This window comes from Oceaniserpentilla sp. 4NH20-0058, from assembly GCF_040371755.1.
Classification (GTDB): domain Bacteria; phylum Pseudomonadota; class Gammaproteobacteria; order Pseudomonadales; family Oceanobacteraceae; genus Bermanella.
On the sequence record NZ_BAABWE010000006.1, the window covers coordinates 91873 to 113907 of the forward strand.

A 22035-nucleotide genomic window follows, 5' to 3' on the forward strand; every position below is an offset into this window, starting at 1 on the left:
TATTACATGATAGAGCAAGTATCGGTAGCTAATATTGAGGTTAATAATAAAAAGCCTTTCACTTTGTTTGGTGGTATCAACGTATTAGAAAGTCGCGATCTGGCCATGAGCACATGCGAGAAATATGTTGAAGTTACGCAAAAGCTCGGTATCCCATACGTTTTTAAAGCATCGTTTGATAAAGCCAATCGCTCCTCGATTAACTCTTACCGTGGGCCGGGCATGGAAGAAGGCTTGAAGATCTTTCAAGAGATCAAAGATACCTTTGGTGTACCTATCATTACTGATGTCCACGAGCCTTATCAGGCGGCACCAGTGGCAGAAGTGGTAGATGTGATTCAACTGCCTGCTTTTTTGGCGCGTCAAACGGATCTAGTGGTTGCTATGGCCAAGACTGGTGCAGCCATCAATATTAAAAAACCTCAGTTTTTGGCTCCTCATGAGATGCGTCATATCATTACCAAATTTAAAGAGGCTGGTAACGAGCACATTATGTTATGTGAGCGAGGGTCTTCTTTTGGTTATAACAATTTAGTGGTCGATATGCTGGGCATGGACCACATGAAAATCATGGCTCCGGTGATTTTTGATGCGACTCACGCTTTACAGCGCCCTGGCGGTCGTACAGATAGTGCGGGTGGTCGTCGCGCCCAAGCATTTGAATTAGCACGTTCAGGTATGGCCCTTGGAATTGCGGGTTTATTTTTAGAGGCCCACCCAAACCCAGATGAAGCCAAATGTGATGGCCCATGTGCATTGCCCCTAGACAAATTAGAGCCTTATTTAGCACAAATGAAGGCAGTAGATGATTTGATTAAATCATTTGAGCCTGTGATTATCGAGTAACAGGGGATATTCCTTTACCAGTTATGGCGTTCTATACATCTTCCCGTGGGATTATTAATAACCCACAAATTTCTCGATTACTTAAGACGAACGGTGTTCGTCTTTTGTCGTTTAGCCCTGCGAAAAAAGCGGATGGGCATACACTTGTCGGTTGGGGATACAAACCCACTGCGCAATTAGCAAGAGATGTAGCGCAGAAAAATGGAACCCCTTATTGGGCACTAGAAGATGGATTTATTAGCTGGCTAAGCCATCCTAGTTTGTCCAAACCATACCAGCGTTTGTCCTATATTATTGATCGTGTAGGTATTTATTATGATGCGTCAAAACCTTCTGGGCTTGATCAGTTGTTAGAGGATCCCGCTGAACTAGATGACGGGAGAGTTAGTCGTTTAATTGAGCAATTAAACACCCTCAAAATATCTAAATATAATCACAAGCGAGAAGCAGCCAGCCATTTGGATCAATCTCTAATAACAAAGCCATATTTATTATTAGTGGATCAAACCTATGGTGATGCATCCATAGAACACTCGGGTGGTACGGAACGTAGTTTTAACAACTTGTTAGATTGGGCATTATTAAAGTTAGCAGAAGACCCAACTTTAAATTGTGTCGTTAAAATCCATCCTGATGTGTTGCTAGGTCAAAAGAAAGGCTATTTATTTGAATTACTTGCCATAGAACAAGTTGATGGCGGTCTAAGTGATCGAATTCATTTATTAGCAGAAGATTACTCCCCTGCTGATTTAATTTGTTATGCGTCGGAAGTTGGAACGGTAAGTAGCCAGCTTGGTTTTGAAGCGTTGTGGCAGCATAAACCGGTTACGTGCTTTGCTTGGCCCTTTTACGCAGGGCGAGGTTTGACTCAAGATAAATGCGATAAGCCATTAAAATATGCACGTAAGAGCACAACATTGCATGAGCTAATAGATGCAGCGATTATTCGTTATCCAACATATTTGCATCCTGATACGCAAGAGCCGTGTGAGGTTGAGGCGATTGTGGATTACTTGCAAGCTCACTTTCAACTTCGTGATATGTCTTGCCAACTTCTGTCTGCACCTAACTTCTCCTTATGGAAGCGCAGTTTTATTCCTGAGTTTATTGCGCAATCGGCAAATAAAATTACGTTTTTAAAACGTAAACGGGCAGAGCAAACATTGATTTGGGGAATGAAACAACCTGAGGTCGTTGATTGCTGGCGTATTGAAGATGGCTTTATTCGTTCGGTAGGGTTAGGTGCGGATTTACGCAGACCTAGTTCACTAGTGGTAGATAAACAAGGTATTTACTATAACGGTAAACAGGCTTCTGATTTAGAAGGGCTATTAGATTCTTATCAGCTAAACGAATATGAGCAGGTTAGGGCTGAGAAGCTAATTAGCCAACTTAAACATAGTGATATCACTAAGTATAATGTGGAGTCTGCTGATGATGTTGAGCAAATTAAACTCTCGGCAGGAGATAGAGCCATTGTTCTTGTGACAGGGCAATTTCAGCAAGATCTATCTATGGAGTTTGGTGCCATTGATATAAAAGACAACCTATCTTTGCTAAAGCAGGTAAGGTGTGATTATCCCGATGCCTACATAATCTATAAAGAACATCCGGATGTTTATAGTGGTGTGCGCCCTGGTCGTCTAAGTGATGCAGAGGTTAAGCAATTTGCCGATTTGTACTTATCCAGTACGAGTTTATTAAGTTTGTTCGCGATTACAGATCGCTTATGTACTATCTGCTCGTTGGCAGGGTTTGAGGCATTGATTCGTGGAGTATCAGTGTCTACTTATGGTTTGCCGTTTTATGGAGGTTGGGGATTGACTCAAGATAACTACAGCTATCCTAGGCGAAACAAAAAAGTGTCAGTAAATGAATTGGTATATATAACGTTGGTTTTGTATTCTCGCTATGTAAATTGGGAAACGAGAAGCATTACCGCTGTGGAATCAACTATTTCGCAAATAGTTTGTGATAAAGTACTAGGAATGAAGCTCAAAACTATATGGTATGCTCGACAATGGCGTAAAATACGCTATTTTGCTCAAGCAATTTTTAAAACCCATGGCTTTGCCAAAAAGGACGTTGGGGTTGGGAGCTAGGTTTGTCTGTACTGCTACTTCAGGGTCCGTTAGGGCCGTTTTTTGACTATTTTGCGAAAGCTTTAAAAGCTCATGGTATTAATGCCCATAAGATTAATTTAAATCTTGGTGATTCGCATTATTACTCTCAAAGCCCTGCTGTTTCTTATAAAGGTGAGTCGCACTATTGGTCACTTTTTCTTGAGAAATATTTACAAGAAAATCAGATAAAATTGGTGGTCGTTTACGGAGACTGTCGCTACTACCATCAGCAAGCCCATATTTTATGCAAAAAACTGAATATTCAGTATATCGCATTAGAAGAGGGCTACTTGCGTCCAAACTACATTACCATTGAGCAAGGTGGTGTAAACGGTCATAGCCCTATTCGTCATTCGGGTGTCGAGGCATATAATCCGATTCATAGTATTCAAGATGAGCATACTATCCCCAGTAATTTCTTTAGTCGTGTGGTGTATGCATTTGTTTATTACAATGTGATCGCTTGGCAATTTTGGCGGTTTATCAATTATCGTCACCATAGGGAATACCCAGCTATTCAAGAGTGCGTCTTTTGGTGGCGAGGTTTTTTTCGTAAGCAACTTTATAAATTAACTCAACCCTCGGCCCAAGACTTTGTAGAAAAAGGGGCCTTCTTCTTAATGCCTCTTCAGGTTCATAATGATGCGCAAATCAAGTGTCATAGCGTATACGATGATTTAGAGTCGTTTATTGAGCAGGTAATGACTTCCTTCGCTAATAGTCCCACAGATGCCATGCTTTTGATTAAACATCATCCTATGGATCGGGGGCACTCCCATTACGGAACTTTTATCGGGCAATTAGCTAAGAGGTTATGTATTCAAGATAAAGTGGCGTATATACACGACCAGCATTTACCAACATTATTGAAGCACTGTGAAGGTGTTGTCACCATCAATAGTACAACAGCTCTGCAAGCGTTTTATCATGAGGCCGCTGTAAAAGTAATGGGTAATGCCTTTTTTGATATGCCAGGTTTGACTGACCAAAAAACCTTGGATGAATTCTGGTTGAACCCTCAAAAACCCGATATACAATTTGCAGATAGGTTTCGAGCTTATTTGTTAGATCATGGACAAATTAACGGAAGCTTCTATTGTGATTACGAATTTACTTGTAACAATATTGTGCGATATATGGAGAAGCACGGCATGCTGTCGTTTTAATTCTTTATTAAATAGATAATGAAAAGGCTCGGCAATTAAATTGCACGAGCCTTTTTTGTTTTAGGTGAAGGAAAGTTAGAAGTTAATGCCTAGGGTGACAGTATGGGTTTCTAACGCTGGGTTGTATTCATAAACATCGCCGTTGCTCATGTGCTGCCACATGTAGCTGGCAAATGTATTAATGGTAATGTTGGTTTTGAGGCCAACCCCATAAGTCCAATGGATTGGGCCACCATAGCGTTTACGGCCATAGTTATCACGGGTTAGATAATGCATTTTTCCGTGAGCCGTAAAAAATAAGCCGCCATTGGTGCCTCCAATGGGAATGCTCATAGCTGGACCGAATCCGTAAACGTAGCCTTTCTCTTCGCCTACATTTAACTGGCTTACACTAAATTCGAGTGCAGGGGTGATAAGGGAGCCGCTTAAAGGATGAAAGCGGTGCTGAATATATACCTCCTTTGTATTGATGGGCAATATCTGCTTATTGCTCGGAGCCCCGTATCTTAGGCCGATTGTGTTTTTCAGCAGCATATTAGCGATAAGGTCATCAACGCTAATGCTACCCTTTGATGAGTAGTTTTCACTCAAGCTTGGCAGGCTAAACAAGACAAGGCTTGAAGTCAGTAATAATAACTTAGTTAGTTTGATCGATTTCATAACAGCGTCCTAATGGTTACGAATCGACCTGCTTCCTTGACGTAGGGTGTGGCGTAAATCAGCAGGTCCTTAAAACTGATACTAGTTAGGATTTGAGACTTTTCCCGCCATGTTGCAAAAAGATATTAAAAAATAACAGTACATTACACTTAGACAAAATAAGTCAAAAAGACTCTTTATTGGCGGATTTATAGGCTAATTATTTGACGCTTTAAGGGAGGCTTAATACACATTGTTACAACGTAAATGGTTTGTATGGACTAACTTTTTGGGAATTCAGAGCATAAAAAAGCCGATAATGATCAATTATCGGCTTGTGGAGGTTTAGATGTTGGGAGGGGATTTAAAAATCTAACCCGATTTTCACCTCAGATGCGCCACCACTTTTTTCGCTCATTAATAGCTGAGTGTAGAAAAATGGGGTTACCTGCTGGTGCAATCCAAATCCCATGTACTGCACAGTATGTGCTTGCCGACTATTTTGCAAAAAAGTATTAGATACTTGCGTAAAGCCCATGAGTTGGGGTGAGCCGCTGTGACCAAATAACCAAGTGGGTTGAACGGTGTGTTCGCTGTATTCAGACAGTATGGTTTGGCTGCTGAATAAACTGACTTGAAGATCATCTGCGCAGCAAGCTTGAGCATAGGCCGCTAAGGTGAGGATCAAGCTGGCAAGAACAGTTTTCATAAGTGTCTCCTAGCCATGATTGCTGTATTCATTTTTAACTTTAGTCCAAGTTAAGCTATTGTGTGCGGGATTTATGCTAGGTGAGGATATTTATTCAGTTAGCTAACATTTAAAGGAATTAAGCTGACTAATTTGAAGGGCTGATGGGTATGCAGGTGCTTACTAAAATCATTATTTAAATGATTGGCTTTTGTTTAGGCATAAAAAAAGCCAGCACATGGCTGGCTTTTTGGCAGGGGCTGCCCCCAATTTTGCGATTAACCTTTAAGGGCAACAACCGCAGAGTTTAAACGGCTCTTGATACGAGCTGCTTTATTTTTGTGCATGATACCTTTAGTAACCATTTTGTCTACATAAGGTGATGCAACGGTTAATGCTGCTTGAGCGTCGTCGTAGCTTTTAGTATCGATGGCTGCGCGTACTTTTTTGATGTAAGTACGAACCATTGAACGTAGGCTAGCGTTTTGAGAGCGACGGTTAACCGCCTGACGAGCGCGTTTACGTGATCCAGCTGAATTTGCCACTATCAGGCTCCTTCGAATAAGTGTATTAACAATAAATTTAAGGGTGCCGAATTATCCGGAGTAGGAGCCTTTTTGTCAAACCCTTTGTCGGTTTAAGCCTAAATCTTATTTAAGGCTCGTGCCAATGGCGCGCTCAGATTACAATGGCAATTAACTTTTAATGAAAACAACGGCTTAAGTCTGCTTGTATGAGTAATCCCGAACAACCTGTTAATCCTCAGCCAACCCCAGTAAAGTCGGGCCTGTTACGCTCATCGTCAATTGTAAGTGTCATGACTTTGTTATCTCGTATATTGGGATTGGCCCGAGACATATTGGTGGCCTCATACTTTGGCGCGCGGGCCGACGCTTTCTTTGTGGCGTTTAAAATACCGAACTTTTTTCGCCGATTATTCGCTGAAGGGGCCTTTAGTGTGGCATTTGTGCCAATATTGTCGGAATACAAGGTACAAGAGAAAGACGTTAAATCACTGGTGAAGGCGGTTTCCGGCTCATTGTTAGCGATTATTGGCCCATTTACTATCTTGGCAGTGGCGGCCGCGCCTATTTTAACTTGGATTTTTGCCCCAGGTTTCTCATCGGACCCAGCTAAATTTGCCTTAACCAGTGATTTGTTGCGTATAACGTTTCCATATTTATTGTTAATCAGCCTGACGGCCTTTTATGGCAGTGTGCTGAATACCTATGGTAATTTCGCCGTTCCCGCGGTAACCCCTGTTTTGCTTAATTTGTGCCTTATTCTGGCGACGTTTTATTTTACACCTTGGTTTGATGAGCCCTTGATGGCGCTAGCATGGGGGGTGTTGCTGGCGGGTGTTACTCAGTTAGGATTCCAATTGCCGTTTGTGATGAAACTTGGCTTGTTGGCCTTACCCAAGGTGGCTTTGAGTGATTCAGGGGTGAAGCGCATTTTAACCTTAATGGTGCCCGCGCTATTTGGTGTGTCGGTCAGCCAAATAAACTTATTATTGGATGTCCTGCTAGCTTCATTCCTACAAAGTGGTTCAGTTAGTTGGTTGTATTACTCTGATCGTTTAGCCCAATTACCAATGGGGATTTTTGCCATTGCTATTGCTGTCGTGATTTTACCCAGTCTTTCGCAAAAGCACGCAGCACAAAACCAGCAGCAATTTAGTGCTACCCTAGATTGGGGGATTCGCATGGTGCTGTTAATTGGAGTGCCGTCGGCGTTAGCCCTCATTTTGTTGGCAACGCCACTAATGGCCACCATTTTTTATCGGGGTGAAATCACGGAGTTTGATGTGCAAAAAATGTCGTTAAGCCTGATGGCTTACGGCGCGGGCCTGTTAGCATTTATGTTGATTAAAGTACTGGCTCCGGGCTTTTATGCTCGCCAAGATACCAAAACCCCAGTGAAAATCGGCATTCGCGCCATGCTGGCAAACATGGTGTTTAATCTGCCTTTAGTATTCATGTTGGCCCATACAGGTTTGGCTTTAGCGACCACCTTATCTGCGTATCTAAATGCGCTTTGGTTGTTTTGGGGGTTGAAGAAAGCGGGTTATTATCAAGCCCAGCAAGGTTGGCCGTTATGGCTTGGTCGCATTGCACTGGCCAATGTTACTTTGGTTATCACCATTATGAGTATCAACCCTGAGGTGACACAGTGGCTGCAGTTTACCGAGTGGCAGCGCATGAGCTGGATGGCTTTAATTGTGGGTGCGGGTGTGCTGGTTTATGGTTTGACTTTAGTGGTTTTAGGTGTGCGTTTTAAAGATTTGACTGCCCGTACAGGGGTTTAGTCACATAAATTTAGTTTTCAGGTGCTCAGTGTCCGTCAATGGCTATTCACTGGGCCTTGCCTCCTTTATAATGCGGGCTTTTATTTTGCCGTCATTCTATGCATTTTTTTCGCTCGTTACATAACATTAAGTCCTATCCACAAGGTTGTGTTTTAACTATCGGTAACTTCGATGGCGTACACCTTGGGCATCAACGAGTGTTAAATAAACTAAAGCAGACGGCCAATCAGCTAGGTCTACCAGCTGCAGTCATGGTGTTTGAGCCTCAACCTAAAGAGTGGTTTGACGTTTCGACAGCACCTGCAAGACTGTCTACCTTGGCTGAAAAAGTTGATTTATTACAGGCGCAAAATATAGATGCGCTGACGTGCGTGGCCTTTAATCAGCGTTTTAGAGGATTACGGGCGGAGCAATTCGTGCAGCAGGTTTTGGTTGATGGCCTGAACGTTAAAGCCCTTATTGTTGGGGATGACTTTCGTTTTGGCTGTGATCGCAGTGGAGACTTTGCCTTTTTAGTGCAAAGTGGCAAGCAATTTGGCTTCAGTGTTGAAGATACTCGCACAGTGGAACAAGAAGGGGAGCGCATTAGTAGTACCCTTGTGCGTCAAGCTCTACAAAATGCAGACCTCAGCCATGCTCAATCCCTATTGGGGCGTGAATACAGCATTACAGGGCGAGTAGCCCATGGACAAAAACTGGCCCGTACCTTTGGTGTACCCACGGCCAATGTATTATTAAAGCGCAATCACACCCCATTGGTGGGTGTATTTGCGGTGGAGGTGTCCACTAAACAAGGGCATTTTCAAGGGGTAGCAAATATCGGAATGCGCCCAACGGTAGGCACATTGACGCCTATTTTAGAGCCTCACCTATTTGGGTTTACTGGTGATTTATATGGCCAGCGAATCAAAGTGACGTTCAAACATAAAATAAGAGATGAAAAGCGCTTTAACGGTTTAGATGAACTCAAAGCGGCAATTCAGCAAGATATACAATTGGCTAAGGCCTATTTTAACGAACAGTAAGAGCCAAAATGACCGACTATAAATCAACACTTAATCTTCCAGAAACCGATTTCCCGATGCGCGGAAATCTGGCAAAGCGTGAGCCTGCCACATTGAAAAAATGGCAAGACATGGATTTATACGGAGCCATTCGTAACGCTCGTTCTGGACGTGAAAAATTCATTTTGCATGATGGCCCTCCGTACGCTAATGGTGATATTCACATTGGTCACTCAGTGAATAAAATACTAAAAGACATCATCATCAAAGCACAAACCATTAATGGTAAGGACGCCCCATATATTCCAGGCTGGGATTGCCATGGTTTGCCAATTGAATTAAACGTTGAAAAACAAATTGGCAAAGCTGGTGTGGCCGTAGATGCAAAAACGTTTCGCCAGAAATGCCGCGAATACGCACAAACCCAAGTTGATGGTCAGCGTAATGACTTTAAGCGTTTGATGGTACTGGGTGACTGGGATCGCCCTTACTTAACCATGGACTTTAAATTTGAAGCCAACATCATTCGCACCCTTGGCCGTATCATTAATAACGGTCATCTACATAAAGGCGAAAAGCCAGTTAATTGGTGTATGGATTGTGGCTCAGCACTTGCCGAAGCAGAAGTGGAATACCAAGATAAAAAATCGGTTTCTATTGATGTGAAATTTGCCTTTCAAAATACAGCGGATCTATTAAACAAGTTCAAACTTGAAAAAGACGCAGCCGATTACTCAGGTAAAACAGCCAGTATTGTTATTTGGACAACTACCCCTTGGACGTTACCAGCAAACGAGGCCGTATCGGTTCATCCTGAAATTGAATACGCATTAGTACATTTAAAAGAAGCAGATGAATTAATTATTTTAGCGGCTGATTTAGTTAGTGATGCTACTGCCCGCTATGGCATAGAAGAAGATGGTTTTGACACTATCGGCTTTGCAAAAGGTGCTGATTTCGGCTGGGTACTTGAAGAGAGTGACAGTGCACCTTTTAGTGTGAAACATCCGTTCATGCCAAGTGATGACGGTGCCGCGGAAAAATTTGTACCTATTATCACAGGTTTACACGTAACAGCCGATTCTGGTACTGGCTCTGTTCACACGGCCCCGTTTCACGGTGCAGACGATTATGTTGTATCGAATAAATACGGTATTACCTCTAAAGCCATGCTGGTCAATGCCGAAGGTCTGTTTATCGAAAACGAAGCGCTAAGTGCATTAGAACTTTCTGGCTTGAGCGTAGCGGATAAAGGTAATTTTAAAGTACTGGGCATTTTAAATGAGAAGGGCGCGTTACTTAAAAAGCAAAACCTAACTCATAGTTACCCTCACTGCTGGAGACACAAGTCGCCAATTATTTTCCGTGCTACGCCGCAGTGGTTTATCTCCATGAAGCAAGGTGGTTTGTTAGAACAAGCCATGCACGAAGTAGAAAATTCAGTGGATTGGCGTCCAAGCTGGGGTAAAGCCCGTATCGAAGCCATGATGGGTTCACGTCCTGATTGGTGTATTTCTCGTCAACGTACTTGGGGTGTACCCATTACTTTATTTGTCAATAAAGTAACAGGTGAACTGCACCCTAATACACAAGAACTAATGGAAGTGGTGGCTAAAAAAGTTGAAGCCGAAGGCATTGATGCATGGTTTGAATTAGAGCCAAGTGAGCTTATTGGAAAAGACGCTGACGACTACCAAAAAATTACTGACACTTTAGATGTGTGGTTTGACTCAGGGGTAACCCATGCAGCCGTACTAGAAGAGCGCGAAGAACTACAGGTGCCCGCTGACTTATACTTAGAAGGCTCAGACCAACACCGAGGCTGGTTTCAATCGTCCATGCTAACCAGTGTAGGTGCCCGAGGTAAGGCACCTTATAAAACAGTGTTGACTCACGGTTTTACTGTAGATGGCGATGGCAAAAAAATGTCTAAGTCTCTAGGTAATGTTATGTCACCTCAAGACGTGGTGAACAAGCTGGGTGCTGATATTTTACGTTTATGGGTTGCTTCTACCGATTACTCTAGCGAAATGACTGTGAGTGATCAGATTCTGAATCGCACCGCGGATTCTTATCGTCGTATTCGTAATACGGTTCGATTCCTACTGGCTAACATTAATGGTTTTGAACCAAGCCAACACATGATGGCCGCTAATGAACTATTGCCATTAGACGCTTGGATTGTGGATCAAGCCAATAAATTGCAAGGCGAAATTCAAAATCATTACAACGAATATCAGTTGATGAACATTTATCAAAAACTGCATCATTTCTGTGTAAATGAATTGGGCGGTTTTTACTTAGATGTGATTAAAGATCGTCAATACACTACTAAAGCGGATTCGGCTGCACGTCGTTCAGCTCAAACTGCTTTGTATCATGTGGCCGAGGCCATGGTGCGCTGGATGGCTCCAATTTTGAGCTTCACGGCAGAAGAAGCATGGGAGCAGTTACCCGCTCCAGTTAATGGCCAGCGTGAAGAAAGTGTGCTGTTAAGCCAGTGGTATGATGGTTTGTTTGCAGGGCAGGATGAAAAATACAATGATGCTTTCTGGCGTCGTATCATGACCGTGAAAACCGAAGTAAACAAATTATTAGAAAAAGCCCGTAACGAGAAAACCGTCGGTGCCAGCTTAGGCGCAGAAGTGACCCTATATGTAGATGGTCAGTTAGCGCAAGACTTGGCTAGTTTAGGTGATGAGCTACGCTTTGTGACCATCACTTCAACTGCAGACGTAAAAGCGTTCGATGCACATGCAGGCGAAGCCACCGAAATTGAAGGCTTACGAGTATCGGTTACTGCCAGTGAACATGAAAAATGTGATCGTTGCTGGCACCACCGTGAAGATGTCGGTACGAATAAGGATCACGAACACTTATGCGGGCGTTGTGTTGAAAACGTAGCGGGTGACGGTGAGCAAAGGACCTACGCTTAATGCTAAATCAGTGGATGAAAGAGCAATTTACAGGCTTGCAAGTGTCTCGTTTGAAATGGTTATGGTTAGCATTGTTAACCATCATTTTAGATTTAGTCACTAAGCAAATGGCTGAGAATTTTTTGCAATACGCACAGCCCGTTTATGTGTTGCCAATGTTCGATTTAACTTTGCTCTATAACAAAGGAGCCGCGTTTAGTTTCTTAGCTAATGAAAGCGGTTGGCAGCGTTGGTTTTTTACCGTTATTGCCATATCTTTTAGCGGCGTCTTGTGCGTTTGGTTGATGAAATTAAAAGAAACTGAAAAGTGGTTAGCAGTAGCGTTAGCCCTCATCATTGGTGGTGCGCTTGGAAATTTATATGATCGCTTAGCCTATGGCCATGTGGTGGATTTTATTCATCTACATTGGGGGAATAAATATTTCCCTGCATTTAATATTGCCGATAGTGCCATTTCAGTTGGTGCGGCCATATATTTGATTGATGGTTTCTTTTTCCAAAATAAGTCATCGAACTCATCAAATTAAGAGGTGAAGTATTGGTTATGCAGATTGCACAAGGCAAACAAGTAGAACTCCATTTCGCATTGAAATTAGCGGATGGCCAAGTGGTCGATAGTACTTTTGATCGCGCACCTGCAACTTTAAAAGTAGGTGATGGTAATTTACCAGAAGGGTTTGAAGAGCTGATTATTGGTTTACAAGCAGGTGATAAAAAGAGCTTCGTTGTACCACCTGAAAAAGCGTTCTCACAGCCTAATCCAAATAACATTCAACACATGAAACGCAGTGACTTTGCGGCGGATATGGAATTAGAAGTAGGTATGGTTGTGTCGTTTGCTGATGCGAACCAAGCTGAACTGCCTGGTGTGATTCAGCAGGTGGAAGATAATCTTGTGATTGTAGATTTTAATCATCCGCTGGCGGGTAAGCAGCTTACCTTTGATGTTGAAATTTTAAACGTGAGTGATGCTTAAAGTCATGGATATTACCTTAGCAAACCCTAGAGGTTTTTGCGCTGGTGTTGATCGCGCTATTGATATTGTTAATCGCGCGTTGGAATTATTTGAGCCGCCCATTTATGTGCGTCATGAAGTGGTACACAATAAATTTGTGGTAGATGACCTTCGCAATCGCGGAGCGATTTTTGTTGATGAGCTGCATGAAGTGCCAGATGATTGCATCGTAATTTTCAGTGCTCACGGTGTATCCAAAGCGGTTCAGCAAGAAGCCAAGGACCGAAGTCTAAAAGTATTTGACGCCACATGCCCGTTGGTAACTAAGGTGCATATGGAAGTGACGCGCTACGCTAAAAAAGGCAGTGAGGTGATTTTAATTGGTCATAAGGGACATCCAGAAGTGGAAGGTACCATGGGACAATATGATCACTCGGCAGGTGGAGAAATCTATTTAGTCGAAGACGAAGAAGATGTGCAAGCACTCGAACCAGTTAACCCCAATGCACTGTCTTATGTGAGTCAAACAACATTATCTATGGATGATACGGCTAAAGTCATAAAGGCGTTACGAGCTAAATTTCCAAAAATTCATGGGCCAAAAACCGATGATATTTGTTATGCCACGCAAAACCGCCAAGATGCTGTAAAGGATTTAGCCACTCAATCGGATTTAATTCTGGTTGTAGGTAGCCCAAATAGTTCAAACTCTAATCGGTTACGTGAATTGGGTGAACGCATGGGAGCAAAAGCGTTTCTCATTGATAATGCCGATGAAATACAAGCCGATTGGTTTGGTAGTGAAACGAAAGTTGGAATTACAGCCGGTGCTTCCGCTCCGGAAGTATTAGTCAAACAAGTTGTGACACGGGTACAAGAGTTAGGCGGAAGCGTGCCTTTGGAATTAAAAGGTCGTGAAGAAAACATCACCTTTAGTTTACCAAAAGAGCTTCGTTTAAAAGAAGTTTAATGGTCAGTTAACTAAAAAAACGGAGCTAAAGGCTCCGTTTTTTTGTTTAAACAGGATAACGCAAAGTAGGCGTGAAGCTTACTTGTCCTTGATCACTACTAATGAATACTTCGCCGTCTTGAATGCTTACCTGAATATCCATATTTTTTGTCACCAGTTTAGCAAGCTCTTCGCAGGTCTCACTGTTGATGTGATAGACGTTTAAGTCTTTTTGTCGCGCAAATGATTTTTGCATTTGTGCATACCAAGGTTCGGCTTGTTTATCGTGATAAGTGTAAATAATTACTTTTTGGGCTTTACCGCAGGCTTGGCGTAGGCGTTTTTCTTCGATTTGCCCTAATTCAATCCACAGCTCAATTTCATCGCTTAATGTCTTTTGCCATAGTTCAGGCTCATCTTGTGAGCTCAGACCTTTAGTAAAGCTTAGCTCTTCTGTAGCGTTTAATATAAAGGCCATGAGCCGCACCATCATGCGTAAGTCGTTCTCACTAGGATGTTGCGCTATGGTAAGAGCGTGGCTTTGGTAGTAGTGGCGATCCATATCACTGATATGAACCTGAACTTTAAAAATGTCTGCGTTTAATGCCATTTGATACTCGTTTATTAATAGATGCAAATCGGCATCATCAAGCGAGTCATTATACGTTAAAATAGTCCGTTTAGTGCATTAACCCTTTGGAGTACTTATGCCAGTTGCAAGTGCCTGTCATATATTAGTAAAAGAAAAAGCTTTAGCTGAAAAACTTAAAGAGCGACTAGCTAAAGGTGAAGACTTCGCAGCATTAGCGAAAAAATACAGTACTTGTCCCAGCAAGAAGAATGGGGGAAGCCTAGGCGAGTTTCACAAAGGTGATATGGTAAAAGCGTTTGATGACGTAGTGTTTAAGCGCCCAATATTAAAAATCCATGGCCCAATTAAAACCCAATTTGGCTATCATTTGATTAAAACCTTATATCGCAGTTAATTATGACAAGTGTCGTTGTGTGGTTGAATGAAAATCGACCAATCTTACATATGATGTTGCATGGATTAGTCCCGCTTATTGTGGCTTGGTTTTGTGCGAAGCGAGGGAATATCAAATTTGTATTTCTGATCATGCTGGCCACTATGGTGGTGGATGTTGATCATTTATTGGCAACCCCTATTTATAAAGCTGATCGGTGCAGTATTCTGTTTCATCCTCTTCATCAGGTGTGGGCCTTTGCGATATATGCTGTGATGGTCACTTGGCCAGTGTTGCTGCATGGTATGAACAAACCTATCAGAACTTGGCAGCGAGTAATGGGATGGGTGGGGTTAGGTTTGATTATACATATGCTGCTAGATGGGCTGGATTGTATTTGGATGCAGCTTAGCTAAGGTGTTGAGCGAAATTTTGCATTACCTAATGCTTTTAAGCTGGCTTCAACTGCCCCTGTTAATACACCAATAATATCCCTGTTAAAGTAAATGGGAACAGAAATTTGCGCACTAATGGTTTGGGTGCTTTCATCCCATCTAAGTGCGTCAATAAAAACTTCGTCATACCCCATGACTTGTTTGAATTTAGCTTCATCCCCTTGCCAATAGTCTGAGGTTTTGGGTATTGAACCTAACGTTTCACCGTATTGTCCTATTAAAATTACTTCAATAAAGAAATTTGAGTTCTGAGCCATGAATGACTGCAATATTTTTTGTGCTGCTGGATCTAGTACGTTATCAGAGATACCTTCTTGAGTACGCCATAATTGATCCATTTTAAGCATGTAACGTATGGTCTGAGGCTTACTATGGGTATTGATAATTTCAATGATATCAGCGGATTGAGAGAGGCTAACAAGTCGAGAAATGGCAGGTTTAAGTTTCTCTGGCTCTATGGCCTGAGCGCAGATGGAAATGAAGAGTAAAAGTATAGGAGCGGCGTATCTGGCCATTTTTCACACCGTTTAAATGCTTAATTTAATATAGCTCGGATTTCGGCTCTTCGCTAGTGCATATTATTGTGCCATAGCCTATTTTTAATGGCTCAACTTGGGTAAAATTCGCGCCTAATTTTACATAACGGCTTTGCCCCTAGGAGTTTCCTTGGAAGTTCAACCAATCATTAATCAGATTAAAGACCTTAAAGCACGTACAGACATGCTTAGGGGGTATCTTTGACTACGAGACAAAGGCAGAGCGCTTACAAGAAGTTGAACTAGAACTTGGCCAGCCGGCTATTTGGAACGAGCCAGAAAAAGCTCAAGAGCTAGGCCGCGAGCGATCAAACCTTGAAGCGGTGGTGAATACCATTGACGGTATGGACACAGGGCTTAATGATTGCGAAGAGCTACTTGAAATGTCCGTTGATGAAGATGATGCTGACGGCGTAGCCGAAGTAGAGTCTGAACTTGAAGGGCTACAAGCGCTTCTGGAAAAACTTGAGTTTCGTCGTATGTTCTCTGGGGAAATGGACCCAAGCCATGCCTATTTAGACATACAGTCAGGCTCAGGTGGTACAGAGGCACAAGATTGGGCAGAAATGATTTTACGCATGTACTTGCGCTGGGGAGAAGCCAAAGGCTTTAAAGTCGAGCTAATGGAAGCTTCTGCTGGTGAAGTGGCCGGTATCAAAAGTGCCACAATCCGCTTTGAAGGCGAATACGCGTTTGGTTGGCTGCGCACCGAAACAGGAGTGCACCGTTTAGTGCGTAAATCTCCGTTTGATTCAAGTGGCCGTCGTCATACATCGTTTGCCTCTGTGTTTGTATCCCCTGAGGTTGATGACAATATTGAAATTGACATTAACCCCGCGGATTTAAAAATCGATGTATACCGTGCCAGTGGTGCTGGTGGGCAGCACGTAAACACCACAGAGTCGGCGGTACGTATTACCCACGTACCAACCAATACGGTTACACAATGTCAGAACCAGCGTTCACAGCATAAAAACAAAGACCAAGCCATGAAGCAGTTGAAAGCCAAACTGTATGAGCTTGAATTAAGTATTCGCAATGCTGAAAGCCAAGCCCTTGAAGACACTAAAAGTGACATAGGTTGGGGCAGTCAGATTCGTTCCTATGTGTTGGATGACTCACGCATTAAAGATTTAAGAACAGGTGTAGAAAACCGGAATACGCAGCAGGTGTTGGATGGGGCGTTGGATCCGTTCATGGAGGCGTCTCTTAAAGCGGGTCTTTGACCCTCAGCTTAGATGACGAATGTAAGATGAGAGATGTGTTTAAGCTCTTGTCTTTGCATAATTGTAAAAAATTATGCATGTAGGAAATGAGTCAGCAGTAATAGGCCGGACGTTGTCCGGCAAAGAATTTCAACGATTAAGTTTAATTAATAGAGCGTCTTACATCTCTCGTATCACGTCTCTCGTTTAAAGGTAACAAAATGACTGAACCACGTGATGAAAATAAATTGATCGCTGAACGTCGTGCAAAATTAGATGCACTGCGTGAGGGCTGCCCAGCTAATGGACACAAGAACGATTTTGATCGAAAACACGTGGCGGCTAAGTTACAAGCTGAATTTGGCGAATTCGATAAAGAAACTCTAGAAGAGCAAGACAATCAAGTGGCCGTTGCTGGTCGTATTATGTTTCAGCGTGGGCCATTTGCTCAAATTCAAGACACCTCTGGCACTATTCAAGTTTATATTGATAAGTCAGTTCAGAAAGAAGTGAATTACAAAAGCGTTTATGACTTAGGCGATATCATCGGTGCTCGCGGAGCGTTACATAAATCCGGTAAAGGTGAGTTATACGTTAATGTGACGCAAGTAGAAGACTTAGTGATGCTAACTAAATCACTGCGTCCGTTGCCAGACAAGTTCCATGGTCTTGCAGACCAAGAAACCAAATACCGTCAGCGCTATATTGATTTAATCATGAGCCAAGATACACGCGCATTATTTAAAGTACGTTCAAAATTAGTGGCAGGAATTCGTCGTTATTTAAGTGAACGTGACTTTATGGAAGTTGAAACCCCAATGCTGCAAGTGATTCCAGGTGGTGCAACTGCTAAGCCATTTGAGACACATCACAACGCATTAGATATGGGTATGTACTTGCGTATTGCCCCAGAGCTAAACCTTAAGCGTTTGGTGGTAGGTGGTTTTGAACGTGTATTCGAAATTAACCGCAGCTTCCGTAACGAAGGTCTATCGACTCGTCATAACCCTGAATTCACCATGATTGAGTTTTATCAAGCCTATGCAACTTACCATGATTTGATGGATACCACAGAAGATATGTTGCGTACTCTTGCGCAAGATGTCATGGGTACAACCGATATTAAAAACACCACAAAAGACAGTGAAGGTAATGTTGTAAGTGAAGTGGTTTACGATTTTGCGCAACCGTTTACGCGTATCACCATGGCCGATGCCGTGATCAAATATAACCCTGAATTTGATCCTGCTGTGATTCAAGATTGCGAAAACAATATTGAAAAACTAAAAGAATACGCCAAGCAAGTGGGCATTAAAGATGAGCCTAAACAAAGCGTTTGGGGCCCAGGTAAGTGGTTGTGTGAAATTTTCGAAGAAACCGCTGAACATAAATTGGATCAGCCTACTTTTATTACTGCTTACCCTTGGGAAGTATCACCACTTGCCCGTCGTAGTGATGATAACCCGTTCTTTACTGACCGTTTCGAGTTCTTTGTTGGTGGTCGTGAATTAGCAAACGGTTTCTCTGAGCTTAATGATGCACAAGATCAAGCAGAGCGTTTTCAGCGTCAAGTGGATGAAAAAGATGCAGGTGATGATGAAGCCATGCATTACGATGCAGACTACATCCAAGCCCTTGAGTACGGAATGCCACCAACCGCTGGTGAAGGCATTGGTATTGACCGTTTAATGATGCTATTTACCGATAGTCCAACCATTAAAGACGTTATTTTGTTCCCACATATGCGTCCTATAAAATAAGGCGCTTTTTGCAGTTTGATGGATTAGCTCTTCCCGAAAGGGAAGGGTGAGCCATCAAAATCCAGATTGCTCGCTTCTCACTTCTCCTGCCGATATACTCAAGCCTCGCGTTTAACCATATTTAAGATACATAGAGATACTTATGACAGCTGTTGATATTTTAAAACAAAGCCTTAATTTTTATGGTCGTGTGTTCAATAAGGTTTTTTGGCTAAGTGTGGCATCCAGCATCATGCCGTTGTTAATGGTGGCATTTGTTGGTGGGGGCCAGCCTAGCATTTTAGGTATGTTACTGGTGATGGTCCTTAGCATGTTCTTTTCTATTTACATGTTGGTGTTTGTGCATCAGTTTTCTAAAGATCAAGACGACAGCTTAGCCGCTGGGTTTCAATTGACTCTGAAGAAGTTTTTCCCAGTCATTCTCACGTCTATGGTTTTTGGCCTTGTTACCATGCTCAGTATGATTCCTGGGGCAATTGTTGGCAGTGTTTTGGCGTCCGGAATTCAAGATGAGCAATTGCAAGCGGGCTTAATCGCTATAATTGCTATGATTCCAATGAGTTTTTTCTTGTATCGTTGCTTCTTTGCAATTTATTTCACCTTAACGGATGGTACGTCACCTATTGATGCCCTAAAGGCCAGTAACCAACTGACTAAAAAGAATAAATTAATCTTTCGTGGATTTATGTTGCTGACATTTATTATGCTGGCTTACTTTGTATTGTTAGTACTAGTGGGTCAGATGATTGCGTTTGGCACAATGGCAATTGCTATTTTAGAGTTTGCTTTGCAAGTGATTGTGATGCCTCTATTTACTATTTTTATTTACCGTATGTATGAAGTAGCGAAAGAGCAATACGCAACTAAGTCAAAAAACGGCGACATAGACAGCGAGTAATTAGTCATGTTTGACGCAATCCCCTCATCATGGCAGCCATTTTTCCAAGCGCAGTTGGCTCAGGAGTATTTTAAAAATGTATTGCGCTTTGTTGAGGTCGAGCGCAAACAATCCACGGTGTTTCCTAGCGAAAAAAATACATGGCATGCATTTGAGGCTACAGATTTTACACAATTGAAAGTTGTGATTATTGGGCAAGACCCATATCACGGTGCAGGGCAAGCCCATGGCTTATCTTTTAGTGTTCCTGAGGGGATTAAAATCCCCCCGTCTTTGAAAAATATATTCAAAGAAATCAGCTTAGAGTTTGATACGACCATTCCTCATAGTGGTAACTTGGAAGATTGGGCCAAACAAGGGGTATTGTTACTGAACGCGTGCTTAACGGTCAGGGAAGGAGAGCCTGCCAGTCATAGCAAACAAGGCTGGGAAATATTTACATCAGCATGTATAGATTACATTAATAAAAATAAACAAGGAGTTGTATTTTTAGCTTGGGGACGCTTTGCTCATGAAGTGTGTAAAAACATTGACACCAATAAACATAGCGTAATTAAAACCTCACATCCTAGCCCCTTAGGGGCCAGCAAGCAGGGCAAGGATTTCACTGCCTTTTTGAGCTCGGGCTGTTTTAAACAGTGCAATGCTTATTTACGAAGCCAAGGGAAAACAGAAGTAAACTGGAATCTGGCTGAAAATCAGCCCCATACATTGGGCTTTGAGTTTTAGCTTGATCATTTCCCTTGGGGTTACTTATTAGCTTTTTCTTTTGCTCGCTCGGCTTCAAATTTTTCTAGGCGTTTATCCCAAGTTTTAAAACGTTTTCTGCAGTAACTATCGAGTTCTTCAAATGTCTGGAAATAGAGATCGCACCCTTCATTTATAGGTACTTCTTTTTCGCAGGCATCATTACTGTGTTCGCGACAAATCATTGGGCGGGTTTCATAAATGCCGCAGCGGTTATCCGGCATGACATATTCACATTTTGTCATAGCTAGGAGGTACCAGCCATTACCATCTTTGAATACATGAACTCCCTTATGAGCGATTTGCCAGAGTAATACATCAAAGGCGTGCATGGTTCTTGGCGTGTCTAGTTCTTGAGTGATGTACGAGCAGCACAGGGCCGAGCAAAAATCGCACTTATTACTTGATGTGATATCTGTCGTTTCGATGATTTGTACGCTATCGGACACAGGTTAAACTTCGACTAAGGGATAGGATGGCTATTTTAATGCCCATGAGCCCCAATAGCGACCCCAAATCGAAATGGATTGTCTTTTAGTTTAGTTGATAGCCCTCAATATCTTTGTGCAAGTGACTGATTTGAGTTTTCAAATTCGCGCATACGGTTTTGCTTTGTGTGGTTAAACTGGTACTGGAAAGGGCTAGGCGCATGAGTGTTTCGACATTTTGTTTGCAGTGTTCAATATCGCTGACTTGGCCTTCAACCGCCGCGTTAATCCCAGAATTGACCGCTTGAATGCGTTGTACGGCGCTTAATATCTCGTTTAAGCTTGTTTGTGTGCCTTGTACCTCCTCAACCCCTTGGCTAGCTAGTTTAGCGCCTTTATCCATTATGGTGACGGCGGCTTCGGTATCTTCTTGAAGCTCTGAGATCATATTGTTTATCTCGTTGGTGGATTGTTGCGCACGATTGGCCAGCGCCCTTACCTCATCTGCCACCACCGCAAACCCTCGTCCTTGTTCACCTGCTCTAGCTGCTTCAATAGCTGCATTAAGAGCTAACAGGTTGGTTTGTTCTGATATTTCTTGGATGCTGATGAGCACAATTCCTATTTTATCACCATGACGTTTTAGTTTTGAGATGGTATTAGCGGCATCACTGCTTTGCTGGCTAAGTTGCGTCATGAGATTCATGGTGTTACGTATATGGTCTGACGACTCCATAGCTTGATCATGTGAAGATTGGCTAGCTTGGGCGGCTTGTTCGGTTTGCAGGTTAATACTGCTGGCTGACTCGTGTAATGACTTCATGGCCGATAACGTGGCCTCGGTAGCTTGGTTTTGCTCACGTATTTTTTGACTGCTGCCTGATGCTTTAGTGTCTAGATGTTCAATGGTTTCAGTGCAAGATTGAGTGACTTGCTGGATACGACTAAAAGAGGATTGAATGTTATCAGCCATGGCATTCACATTATGGATAATGTTACCTATGGTGTCCTGACTTTCTATGGAACATCTGCGGGTTAAATCTTTATTTACAATGGCTTTAGAGACCTTGGCAACTTGCTGTAAATGTACCAACAGTAGTTTTTTTATTAGCCAAAAGTTAATAATGCCGATACAGGCTCCCGCCACCAAACAGCCTGCGGCAAACCAAATAAACATACCTTCTTTCCAATCCACAAAAAACTGGGCATACACTGGAAAGATAAGCCCCATAGCTAGGCCAAAGGCGATAAACGAGAGTTGAATACGGCGTAAGATACTCATAAATACACACATCCTTGTAAAACCATTTCTACAGTATAGACATCGAATCAGATAAGTTGATATGTGTGATTAGTGGCCATTTAAATCTAATTCTTTTTTTATAATTCACTGTAATAAAAAATTCATATTTATAGCTTTATGAGTA

The 22035-nt window shown here is 42.5% G+C and carries 22 protein-coding genes; 15 read left to right on the plus strand and 7 right to left on the minus strand.

Translation table 11 applies throughout. The features are described 5' to 3' along the window. The first annotated feature begins 6 nt into the window (after positions 1-6). Genes kdsA through ABWV45_RS09490 form a run of 3 tightly spaced genes read left to right on the plus strand, consistent with a single transcriptional unit; the run spans position 7 to position 4135 of the window. Positions 7-846, plus strand: coding sequence for a 3-deoxy-8-phosphooctulonate synthase (kdsA, locus tag ABWV45_RS09480; RefSeq protein WP_353351009.1), 840 nt, complete (start codon positions 7-9; stop codon positions 844-846). 23 nt (positions 847-869) lie between these two features. Then, positions 870-2948 (plus strand): capsule polysaccharide biogenesis protein, encoded by a 2079-nt coding sequence (locus ABWV45_RS09485; protein ID WP_353351011.1) that lies wholly within the window; start codon positions 870-872, stop codon positions 2946-2948. Between the two features lie 2 nt (positions 2949-2950). Beyond that, positions 2951-4135, plus strand: coding sequence for a capsule polysaccharide biogenesis protein (locus tag ABWV45_RS09490; RefSeq protein WP_353351013.1), 1185 nt, complete (start codon positions 2951-2953; stop codon positions 4133-4135). Positions 4136-4210: 75 nt separating this feature from the next. Here ABWV45_RS09490 and ABWV45_RS09495 read toward each other — a convergent pair whose 3' ends face one another. From ABWV45_RS09495 to rpsT, 3 genes are all read right to left on the minus strand, one after another. Beyond that, on the minus strand, positions 4211-4795 hold the full coding sequence (locus tag ABWV45_RS09495) for an acyloxyacyl hydrolase (RefSeq protein ID WP_353351017.1): 585 nt from the start codon (positions 4793-4795) through the stop codon (positions 4211-4213). Between the two features lie 343 nt (positions 4796-5138). Next, the gene (locus tag ABWV45_RS09500; RefSeq protein ID WP_353351019.1) at positions 5139-5483 is read right to left on the minus strand and encodes a hypothetical protein; all 345 of its coding nucleotides are present in this window, start codon (positions 5481-5483) and stop codon (positions 5139-5141) included. 257 nt (positions 5484-5740) lie between these two features. Beyond that, positions 5741-6007 carry a 30S ribosomal protein S20 gene (gene rpsT, locus ABWV45_RS09505; RefSeq protein WP_353351021.1) on the minus strand — a complete coding sequence of 89 codons (267 nt, stop codon included), beginning with the start codon at positions 6005-6007 and terminating at the stop codon, positions 5741-5743. 188 nt (positions 6008-6195) lie between these two features. Here rpsT and murJ point away from each other — a divergent pair, with 188 nt between their 5' ends. From murJ to ispH, 6 genes are all read left to right on the plus strand, one after another. Beyond that, on the plus strand, positions 6196-7770 hold the full coding sequence (murJ, locus tag ABWV45_RS09510; RefSeq protein WP_353351023.1) for a murein biosynthesis integral membrane protein MurJ: 1575 nt from the start codon (positions 6196-6198) through the stop codon (positions 7768-7770). 98 nt (positions 7771-7868) lie between these two features. Next, positions 7869-8795, plus strand: a complete 927-nt coding sequence (gene ribF, locus ABWV45_RS09515; protein ID WP_353351025.1) for a bifunctional riboflavin kinase/FAD synthetase — start codon at positions 7869-7871, stop codon at positions 8793-8795. Positions 8796-8803: 8 nt separating this feature from the next. Beyond that, on the plus strand, positions 8804-11710 hold the full coding sequence (ileS, locus tag ABWV45_RS09520; protein ID WP_353351027.1) for an isoleucine--tRNA ligase: 2907 nt from the start codon (positions 8804-8806) through the stop codon (positions 11708-11710). Next, complete coding sequence (lspA, locus tag ABWV45_RS09525) at positions 11710-12237, plus strand: signal peptidase II (protein ID WP_353351029.1); 528 nt, start codon at positions 11710-11712, stop codon at positions 12235-12237. Before ileS ends, lspA begins: the two co-directional genes overlap by 1 nt. A gap of 17 nt (positions 12238-12254) precedes the next feature. Continuing rightward, complete coding sequence (gene fkpB, locus ABWV45_RS09530) at positions 12255-12686, plus strand: FKBP-type peptidyl-prolyl cis-trans isomerase (protein WP_353351031.1); 432 nt, start codon at positions 12255-12257, stop codon at positions 12684-12686. 4 nt (positions 12687-12690) lie between these two features. Next, complete coding sequence (gene ispH, locus ABWV45_RS09535; RefSeq protein ID WP_353351033.1) at positions 12691-13635, plus strand: 4-hydroxy-3-methylbut-2-enyl diphosphate reductase; 945 nt, start codon at positions 12691-12693, stop codon at positions 13633-13635. Between the two features lie 46 nt (positions 13636-13681). Here ispH and ABWV45_RS09540 read toward each other — a convergent pair whose 3' ends face one another. Continuing rightward, positions 13682-14224, minus strand: coding sequence for a YaeQ family protein (locus ABWV45_RS09540; protein ID WP_353351035.1), 543 nt, complete (start codon positions 14222-14224; stop codon positions 13682-13684). A 97-nt stretch (positions 14225-14321) separates the two neighbouring features. Here ABWV45_RS09540 and ABWV45_RS09545 point away from each other — a divergent pair, with 97 nt between their 5' ends. Both ABWV45_RS09545 and ABWV45_RS09550 read left to right on the plus strand, forming a co-directional pair. Then, positions 14322-14600 carry a peptidylprolyl isomerase gene (locus ABWV45_RS09545; RefSeq protein WP_353351037.1) on the plus strand — a complete coding sequence of 93 codons (279 nt, stop codon included), beginning with the start codon at positions 14322-14324 and terminating at the stop codon, positions 14598-14600. 2 nt (positions 14601-14602) lie between these two features. Beyond that, positions 14603-14995 carry a DUF6122 family protein gene (locus ABWV45_RS09550; protein WP_353351039.1) on the plus strand — a complete coding sequence of 131 codons (393 nt, stop codon included), beginning with the start codon at positions 14603-14605 and terminating at the stop codon, positions 14993-14995. Here ABWV45_RS09550 and ABWV45_RS09555 read toward each other — a convergent pair. Continuing rightward, positions 14992-15549 (minus strand): hypothetical protein, encoded by a 558-nt coding sequence (locus ABWV45_RS09555; RefSeq protein ID WP_353351041.1) that lies wholly within the window; start codon positions 15547-15549, stop codon positions 14992-14994. The genes ABWV45_RS09550 and ABWV45_RS09555 overlap by 4 nt on opposite strands. Positions 15550-15754: 205 nt before the next feature. Here ABWV45_RS09555 and prfB point away from each other — a divergent pair. The 4 genes from prfB to ABWV45_RS09575 all read left to right on the plus strand — a co-directional run bounded on the left by prfB (position 15755) and on the right by ABWV45_RS09575 (position 20162). Then, positions 15755-16796, plus strand: a protein-coding gene (prfB, locus tag ABWV45_RS09560; protein ID WP_353351256.1) for a peptide chain release factor 2 whose coding sequence is annotated in 2 segments (ribosomal slippage) — positions 15755-15772 and positions 15774-16796 — 1041 coding nt in all. Because the reading frame shifts where the segments join, the coding sequence is not laid out codon by codon here. A 200-nt stretch (positions 16797-16996) separates the two neighbouring features. Then, a complete protein-coding gene (gene lysS / locus ABWV45_RS09565) occupies positions 16997-18535 on the plus strand; it encodes a lysine--tRNA ligase (RefSeq protein ID WP_353351042.1) in 1539 nt (512 codons plus the stop codon). 142 nt (positions 18536-18677) lie between these two features. Then, complete coding sequence (locus tag ABWV45_RS09570; RefSeq protein ID WP_353351044.1) at positions 18678-19433, plus strand: hypothetical protein; 756 nt, start codon at positions 18678-18680, stop codon at positions 19431-19433. A gap of 6 nt (positions 19434-19439) precedes the next feature. Continuing rightward, complete coding sequence (locus ABWV45_RS09575) at positions 19440-20162, plus strand: uracil-DNA glycosylase (protein ID WP_353351046.1); 723 nt, start codon at positions 19440-19442, stop codon at positions 20160-20162. A 20-nt stretch (positions 20163-20182) separates the two neighbouring features. Here the strand turns inward: ABWV45_RS09575 and ABWV45_RS09580 are convergent, their stop codons facing one another. Beyond that, positions 20183-20629: a YkgJ family cysteine cluster protein gene (locus ABWV45_RS09580; RefSeq protein ID WP_353351048.1), complete on the minus strand. Its 447-nt coding sequence runs from the start codon at positions 20627-20629 to the stop codon at positions 20183-20185. A gap of 85 nt (positions 20630-20714) precedes the next feature. Then, positions 20715-21890, minus strand: coding sequence for a methyl-accepting chemotaxis protein (locus ABWV45_RS09585; RefSeq protein ID WP_353351050.1), 1176 nt, complete (start codon positions 21888-21890; stop codon positions 20715-20717). Positions 21891-22035 lie beyond the last annotated feature (145 nt).